Origin of the sequence: Mesorhizobium sp. M4A.F.Ca.ET.050.02.1.1, from assembly GCF_003997725.1 — a bacterium.
In the GTDB taxonomy this organism is placed as follows: domain Bacteria; phylum Pseudomonadota; class Alphaproteobacteria; order Rhizobiales; family Rhizobiaceae; genus Mesorhizobium.
Genome location: NZ_RZSG01000264.1, coordinates 1 through 7,368, shown reverse-complemented (window position 1 = coordinate 7,368; position 7,368 = coordinate 1). Strand labels below are relative to the sequence as shown.

At 61.7% G+C, this 7,368-nt stretch carries 5 protein-coding genes; 1 reads left to right on the top strand and 4 read right to left on the bottom strand.

The features are described from left to right. Both EOA33_RS18130 and EOA33_RS18125 read right to left on the bottom strand, forming a co-directional pair. A partial coding sequence (locus EOA33_RS18130) for an LLM class flavin-dependent oxidoreductase (RefSeq protein WP_145989184.1) occupies positions 1 to 800 on the bottom strand: 800 nt, incomplete at its 3' end. A 460-nt stretch (positions 801 to 1,260) separates the two neighbouring features. Further along, positions 1,261 to 1,719 carry a cupin domain-containing protein gene (locus tag EOA33_RS18125; protein WP_127406218.1) on the bottom strand — a complete coding sequence of 153 codons (459 nt, stop codon included), beginning with the start codon at positions 1,717 to 1,719 and terminating at the stop codon, positions 1,261 to 1,263. A 116-nt stretch (positions 1,720 to 1,835) separates the two neighbouring features. On the opposite strand from EOA33_RS18125, the gene EOA33_RS18120 reads away from it, so the two are divergent. Further along, complete coding sequence (locus tag EOA33_RS18120) at positions 1,836 to 2,765, top strand: LysR family transcriptional regulator (protein ID WP_126058344.1); 930 nt, start codon at positions 1,836 to 1,838, stop codon at positions 2,763 to 2,765. A 303-nt stretch (positions 2,766 to 3,068) separates the two neighbouring features. Here the strand turns inward: EOA33_RS18120 and EOA33_RS18115 are convergent, their stop codons facing one another. Continuing rightward, positions 3,069 to 4,787, bottom strand: coding sequence for an adenylate/guanylate cyclase domain-containing protein (locus tag EOA33_RS18115; RefSeq protein ID WP_127399746.1), 1,719 nt, complete (start codon positions 4,785 to 4,787; stop codon positions 3,069 to 3,071). Between the two features lie 447 nt (positions 4,788 to 5,234). Continuing rightward, positions 5,235 to 6,983 (bottom strand): adenylate/guanylate cyclase domain-containing protein, encoded by a 1,749-nt coding sequence (locus tag EOA33_RS18110; protein WP_127406217.1) that lies wholly within the window; start codon positions 6,981 to 6,983, stop codon positions 5,235 to 5,237. Positions 6,984 to 7,368: the final 385 nt, after the last annotated feature.

The following is a 7,368-nucleotide window of genomic DNA, read 5'->3' as shown; positions in this document are numbered from 1 at the left end:
TCGTCCTCGCTGCCGCCGAAATAGGCGCGGTCCATGTCGTTGACCAGCGCGCAGATGCTGCGGCTCACCGAGACGCGCGGCTCGCGGCTGTGGCCGGCCTCCGCCCGCGCCTTGCGGAAGGCGCGGATTTGCTCGGCCTGCTGGATATGGAGCGGCTGGCCGCTTTCGTCGAATTTGAGCGTCGAGCTCTGCAGGTTCATGCCCAACTTTGCCGCCCATTCCGCCGTGGCGTTGGTGGCCGCGCCCCACCAGATCCTGTCGCGCAGGCCCTCTGACAAAGGCTCCAGGCGCAGCAGGCCCGGCGGATTGGGGAACATCGGCCGCGGATTGGGTTGGGCAAAGCCATGGCCGCGCAGCACCTCGAGGAAGACCTCGGCGTGGCGCCTGGCCATGTCGGCATCGCTCTTGCCCTCCTCGGGCACGTAACCGAAATAGCGCCAGCCATCGATCACCTGCTCCGGCGAGCCGCGGCTGATGCCAAGCTGCAGCCGGCCGCCGGCGATGAGGTCGGCGGCGCCGGCGTCCTCGACCATGTAGAGCGGGTTCTCGTAGCGCATATCGATGACGGCGGTGCCGAGCTCGATGCGGCGCGTCCTGGCGCCGGCGGCGGCCAGCAGCGGAAAGGGCGAGGCGAGCTGGCGGGCGAAATGGTGGACGCGGAAATAGGCGCCGTCGGCGCCCAGCTCCTCGGCGGCGACGGCAAGGTCGATCGACTGGAGCAGCGCGTCGGCCGCCGAGCGCGTCCCCGACTGCGGCGACGGCGACCAATGTCCGAACGACAGAAAGCCAATTTTCTTCATGGGATTACCGGATGCGGGGTGGGCGGATTATGCGGGGTATGATGGCACATAGGCCTTCTGGCGGAGAGAGCGTCTTTCGATCATAGGCCTATAACATTGAAAATATTCATCTTTTTGCTGCGCAATTAGTTACACGGCCGGGCGACAGAGGTCACGGGTTCTATAAGCTCGCTGCTCCGAGTCCGTCCACCCGTTTTGAGCGGTATCCGAGGGTCGCGCGCGCAAGGAATGTCAGGATCGCCATTTCCTGCAAGCAGACATTGCGGGCACGAAGTTGGAGGTCGAGGTTGCGCGTATCCATTCCTATTTGCGTACGATCATATCATCCGGTTGATCCAGAAGCGGGCGCCCCTTCGCTGAATTTCCAGCCTAGGCCAGGTCATCTGTCCTGAACGGTCATGACGAGGCGACGCGGGACACCGCGCCACCTCGTCATTGCAACTCTCGCTGACGGTTCGAACTAGTCAACCCACTTGGCCGGTCCACGGAACTCGATCCCATAGCGGCTCGCGAGTTCCGCCACTTCGGTCATCTGATCAGGAATGGCCAGTTCGCGTGCGGCCGCCTCGACGAAGAACTCCTCCAGCCCGCCGGGCGTCAAAATCGTAAGGTTGCGGCCTGGCTCGGCACTCGCAACGCGGAACGTGTGTGGTACGCCGCAGGGTAGGAAGATCGACGCGCCCGCGGGCACCATCATGAACTGACCGTCGAGCCAGAATTCGTAGGTGCCCTCGATCACGTGGATCACTTCGTCCTCATTGTGGTGCACATGCACGGGCGGGCCGCCGCGCGAGGGCACGATGGATTCGAAGACGCTGACTATGCCGCCGCTTTGGTATCTGCCGACATTGATCCTGTAGACCGTGTCCATCCATTTGACAGTGCGCGCTGCGCGCACCGAGCCTGGGGCGATGTCCATCGCGTTTCCCTTTCCATGTTCGGTCAACTAGGGTCGGTGCTGCAGCAACGTTTGCATTGTTAGAACAATGATCCGACTGGCGGAAATCGAATGATCGTATTCGGGATATTGGCGCCGTGAATTTGGCCGCGTTCGATCTCAATCTGTTGCGCGTTTTCGACGCCATGATGCTGGAGCGAAGTACGGTACGCGCCGGGGAACGGGTCGGCCTGTCGCAGCCGGCGGTCAGCTCGGCGCTCGGGCGCCTGCGCTCCATCCTCGGCGACGAGCTTTTCGTGCGCGACGGCAACCGCATGATGCCAACACCGCGCGCGCTCCAGCTGAAGGAGCCGGTGCGCCAGGCATTGGTGCAAATCGAATTGGCTCTAACGGCAAACGCAACGTTCGATCCTCGGACGTCGACCCGGTCCTTCATGCTGATCGGATCGGACTATTTCTCGGCTTTGCTCATGCCGAAGCTGGCGGCAAAGGTGGCGCCCGTTGCGCCGTCGATCACCCTCCAGATGATAGATCACCCTTCGACAGACGTTTTCGGCCTGCTGAGCGACGACAGGGCCGACATCGCGTTGGACCGGGCACTTGAGACGCCGGAGTGGATCGTCAGCCACAAGCTGTTCCGTTCCTGGCTTGTTTGCATCGCCCGCCGTGGGCATCCGTTGCTGGGGCCAAAGGGCATCAAGCCTGGAGAGACCATTCCTGCCGACGTTTTCTGCGCCATCCCGCAGGTGTTGCGTTCGGCCGACGGGGCCAAGACTGGAACCATAGATCCTGCGCTCGAAAGGCTCGGCCTGTCACGCAAGGTCGCCATGACCGTTCCGCATTTCCAGGCCGTGGCGCTCGCCGTAGCAACGAGCGAGCTACTCGGCAGCATCCCGGCTCACTTTGCGCGTCTGGTGGCCGAACGTCTCGATTTGGATATTTTCATACCACCGATGGAACCGCCGGCTATGGACGTCACAATGTACTGGCACCGCCGATTTGATCGCGACGCCGGGAACGCTTGGCTCCGTGAGCAACTGGTGGCTGTTGCTTCGTTTGATCCGTAGGCTTTTGTGCATTGGCATCTCAACGTCCGCCATCGTTGTTCCCTCAACCACAAGCGGACCTACTGCTCTCGGCCCAAGCAGGACGCTGACCACCTCGAGGTTAAGCGACGCGATGGCGGACCAAGCGGTCCTGACAGTTTGTTACACAGATCAACACTTTGACCTTGAAGTGCTTCTATGGCGAAGGTTCAAAGCAATCCGCTTTGCGCAGCATCTCGGTCGTCGCGTGGCATTGCCCTCATAGTCAAAAGACGAGCCTATACCCTGACGAGAGCAAGGCGGCGATCCAAAGCAATGCGCTCTTCAGTCGGGAAGGCCAGCCTTGCGATAGCCTTCGACGAAGCGCTGGAGCACTTCCTCGTCGTCGAATGGCTGCGATGTTGCCCAATGCCTGATGCTGAAATGGGGATTGCTCATCATGAAGAATTCCGCTTCCTGACGGGCTTCATCCAGGCGCCCGACCTGCGTGAGGGCTGCCGCCAGCATGCGCCGCGACGTGGTGCGGTAGGTTTCCGGTTTGCGTAAAGCCTCGACCGCGGATTGATAGTCGCCGAGCGCATAATAGGCTTGGCCTGCCATCCAATAGTACCACCCCGGTGGGTGCGGATTGAGCCGCAAAGCCCGCTTCACGAATTCGACGCCCTTGACCGCGTCGCCCCTCAAGGTGATGAGATCCGAGCGCATCGCCCATGCATCGGCATGATTGGGATCGAGCCTGAAGGTCGCCTCGAATTCGGCATCCGATTCCGCGTATCGCCGTTCGTGACCAAGTATGATGCCCAGCCCCCAGCGGTTCCCGGCATCGTTAGGGTCGAGCGCCACAGCCCGTTGCGCTTCAGCCAGCGCGCGAGGCTGGTTGGTTTCCTTCGGCTCGTTCCAGAACAGCCAGCCAAGCCAAAGATTGAGGGCCAGCAAGCTATGTGCCTCGGCATAGTCGGGATCGAGTCCGATCGCCCTTTCCAGGAGCATGCGCGCTTCCCGCGCGCCTAACCCGGTCTGAAAACTGACGCCGCGGGCTCGCACGCAGAGGTCATAGGCTTCGAGACTTGACGGCCGTTTGCGCGCCGGCTGTCCGGCCAATCGGCCGACAAGGGCTTCGACGATCTTGGCCGTGACCTCGTCCTGCACTGCAAAGATATCCTCGAGGCTGCTGTCGTAGCGCTCGGCCCAGATATGATCGCCGCCGATCGCGTCGATCAACTGCGCGTTGATGCGCACGCGCGCTGCAGCGCGCCGGGCGCTGCCTTCAACCACATAGCGCACCCCAAGATCACGCGCGGCCAAACGCACATCGACCGACCTCCCCTTGTAAGCAAAGGTCGAGTTGCGCGCGATGACGAAGAGGCCGGCTGAGCGAGACAGGTCGGTGATCAGGTCTTCGGTCAAGCCGTCGACAAAGGTTTCCTGCTCCGGATCGTTGCTCATGTTGGTGAAAGGCAAAACCGCGATTGAGGGCTTGTCGGGCAATTCCAGCGATGCCAGTCGCCCGACCGGAGCCGCTCTCGGAAGCTGCAGGTTCACGCGATAGCAGTATATCGGCTCGGCTATGTTCTTCACCCGCTGCTCGCCCATGGGCTCGAACGCAAACGCCAGCTTCTGCCTGACCTCCTTGGACACCTTCTCCGAAACGCAGATGCCACCGGGCTCGGCGAGTTGTTGGAGGCGCGACGCCACATTCACGCCCTCGCCATAGCGATCGTCCCCTTCGACGATCACTTCCCCAAGGTTGATCCCGATCCGGACTTCGAAGCGCTGGTCTTCGGCGACGCTCGCGTTACGTTCCGCCATGCCGCGCTGAAGCGTGACCGCGCATTCGACCGCATCTACCACGCTGCCGAACTCCGCCAGCAGGCCGTCTCCCATCAGCTTGAAGATTCGCCCGTGTCGCGTCTCGATTTCCGGCTCGAACAGCTCTTTGCGGCCACGTTTCAGCCGATCGAATGTGCCCGCTTCATCCGCCTCCATGAGCGCCGAGTACCCTACGACATCGATGGCAAGGATGGCAGCGAGCTTCCGCTCCATGTTGGGCCCCAGTCAAGATTCGCGACACGCAAGCCGCAGGCCCGAGGCAGTTAGGGACCGGCGCTTCCAGCGTGCCCTCACCGGCCTATCATACCACAGATCACGCTTCTTGAGGCTATGCTCGCGCGACGCCTTGGCGACCCTACCGCAGCGCCACCGACGCGCGAGTCCCACCTTCCCTGCCGCTTGTTCGCGGCAGTTGCCTCGCAATCGGACCGTGACGGCTTCGGGTCCAATCCAGGGCCTCAGCTCCATCGGTTTAAATGTCCGCTACTCGCTTCGCGTACGCCAGAAGCGGTCGGTCCGCCCTGAGCGACGCCATGGATGACGCGGGATCGCTTGTACGGCGCCCTACGGCGAGTTGTGCCGGGCCGACGCCACCCACGGTGCGGTCTTTGCGATCTCGGTGCGTTCCCAACTCGTGATCGATGCGCCAGCCTGGCAGCGCTATTCCGGCAGCCCCGCCTTTCGCAAACCTTCTGCAAGCAGAGCCATATGGGCTGGGACGGCTGAAACGAAGTCGGCGAGATTGGAAATTCGTTGGCCCGGATCGAGGGCGAGAATTCGGCTCACGACCTTTTGCGCATCCTCGGTTCGGCCGGCGTGAGCATAGCTTGCAGCGGCAAAGCGCAACGACGGCAAAAAGTCCGGCTTTTCCCGCAACGACCTTTCAGCCCAAGATGATGCCTCCTCAAATCGACCAGCGAAGAGATGAGCCACTGCAACCGCATTCTGCATGTCGAACATGAGCGGGTCGACTGGGCTCATGCGTATCGCAGTCGCCAGGTGCCGAAGTGAGGTTTCCGTATCGCCGAGGTCGGCTCTGATCCAGCCGCTGAATAGCCACGCGGTAGCCAGGTTCGGATTGAGCGCAAGCGCGCGATCAATGAACGCTGCCCCGCTATTGTTGTCGCCCACGACGTAGGCGAGCGCGGTCCCGCCGCGGGAAAGAGCGATCGCGTCATCCCTGCCCAAATCCACGGCCTTCAGAGCCAGGCGCTCGGTTTCGGCGGTTTCTTGCTTGCGATCCGTCATCCGACCGTTCGCCTTGCGAATGACGGCACACCAGGCGGCCATGCCGTATGCCGAGGCAAATTCAGGGTCGAGTTCGATGGCCTTGTAAAACAACTGGAGGGCGTTTGCGGTGGATTCCCTGGTCAACTGGTGGAGGCTTGCTATCCCGCGCAGATAGTAGTCGTAAGCGTCAAGGTGCTCGGTCGGCTTGCGCTTGGCCCGCTCGATCTCTGCCTGTTCCAGCTTCGGAGCGATCGCTCCGACGACGCTCCTGGTCACTTCCTCCTGCAGCTCAAAAACGTCCTCCAGCTCGCCGTCGAAATGGTCGGCCCATAGATGTGCTCCCGTTGTCGCGTCGATAAGCTGCCCGGTGATGCGAACCCTGCTCGCCGCCTTGCGCACGCTCCCTTCAAGCACGTAGCGCACACCAAGCTCGCGTCCGACCTGCTTAATGTCCACTGCCCGTCCCTTGTAGGTAAAGCTCGAGTTGCGCGCGATGACGAACAGCCAGCGCGTCCGGGACAGCGCGGTGATGATCTCCTCCACCATGCCGTCTGCGAAGTAGCCCTGCTCGGGGTCGCCACTCATGTTGTCGAATGGCAAGACCGCGATGGACGGTTTTTCGGGAAGCATCAGCCTCTCCCTTGTCGAGAATACCGGAGTTGGTTTTGCTCGACTGACCTGATAGGCGCGCACCGCCTCCACGATGTTGTGGACCTGATGGCTACCGAGGTCGGTGTAGGCATAGTCTAGTTTACCCTTTACCTGCTCGTAGACGTTGCTCGCGACGCAGACGCCGCCAGCCTCTGCAAGCTTCTCGATCCGCGCGGCGATGTTCACACCATCACCGTAGATTGTGTCGTCCTCTGCAATCACGTCGCCCAAATTCAGGCCCATGCGGAAAGTCATGCGCTTGTCTTCGGGCAAACTTGCATTGTGAGCGGCCAATCCCTCCTGGGCTTCGACCGCGCATTGTACCGCGTCGACCGCGCTGGCAAATTCGACAAGCAGACTGTCGCCGGCGGAACCAACGATGCGTCCATGGGCCTGCGCGATCCTAGGCTCGATCACCTCGGCGCGAAGGTGCTTCAACTGCGTGAGTGTGCCAACCTCGTCGGCTCCCATGAGGCGGCTGTAGCCGACGACGTCGGCAGCAAGGATTGCGGTGAGGCGTCGCTCCATACTTGTGTCCTGCCTCTTCCGTAGGTCGAAGCTCCGGGCGGCGAGCGTATTCTAGTCCTACCTCGAATGCGAGCGTGCAGTGCCGGCGCCGACAGCGATCAACTCACCACGTTTCTTGGGCCATTCCTCACACGGCGTCGTTTATGGTCCGATCGCGGGTGCTGCCGACGGGCTACTTTGGGTCAGGTCACGACTATGTCCCCGTTCAACCGAACGTCCGCTTTTGAACAACCGCAGCCTGAACCTGCCAGTCCGCCCTCGGCCCCAAAACAGGGCGCTGACCTCCTCGAGGTTGAGCGACGCCATGGCGGACTATGCGGATTCCTGACCGTAGGTTACACAGACTAACGACGCTTCGACCTTGAAGCGCTTCTATGAGTTAACT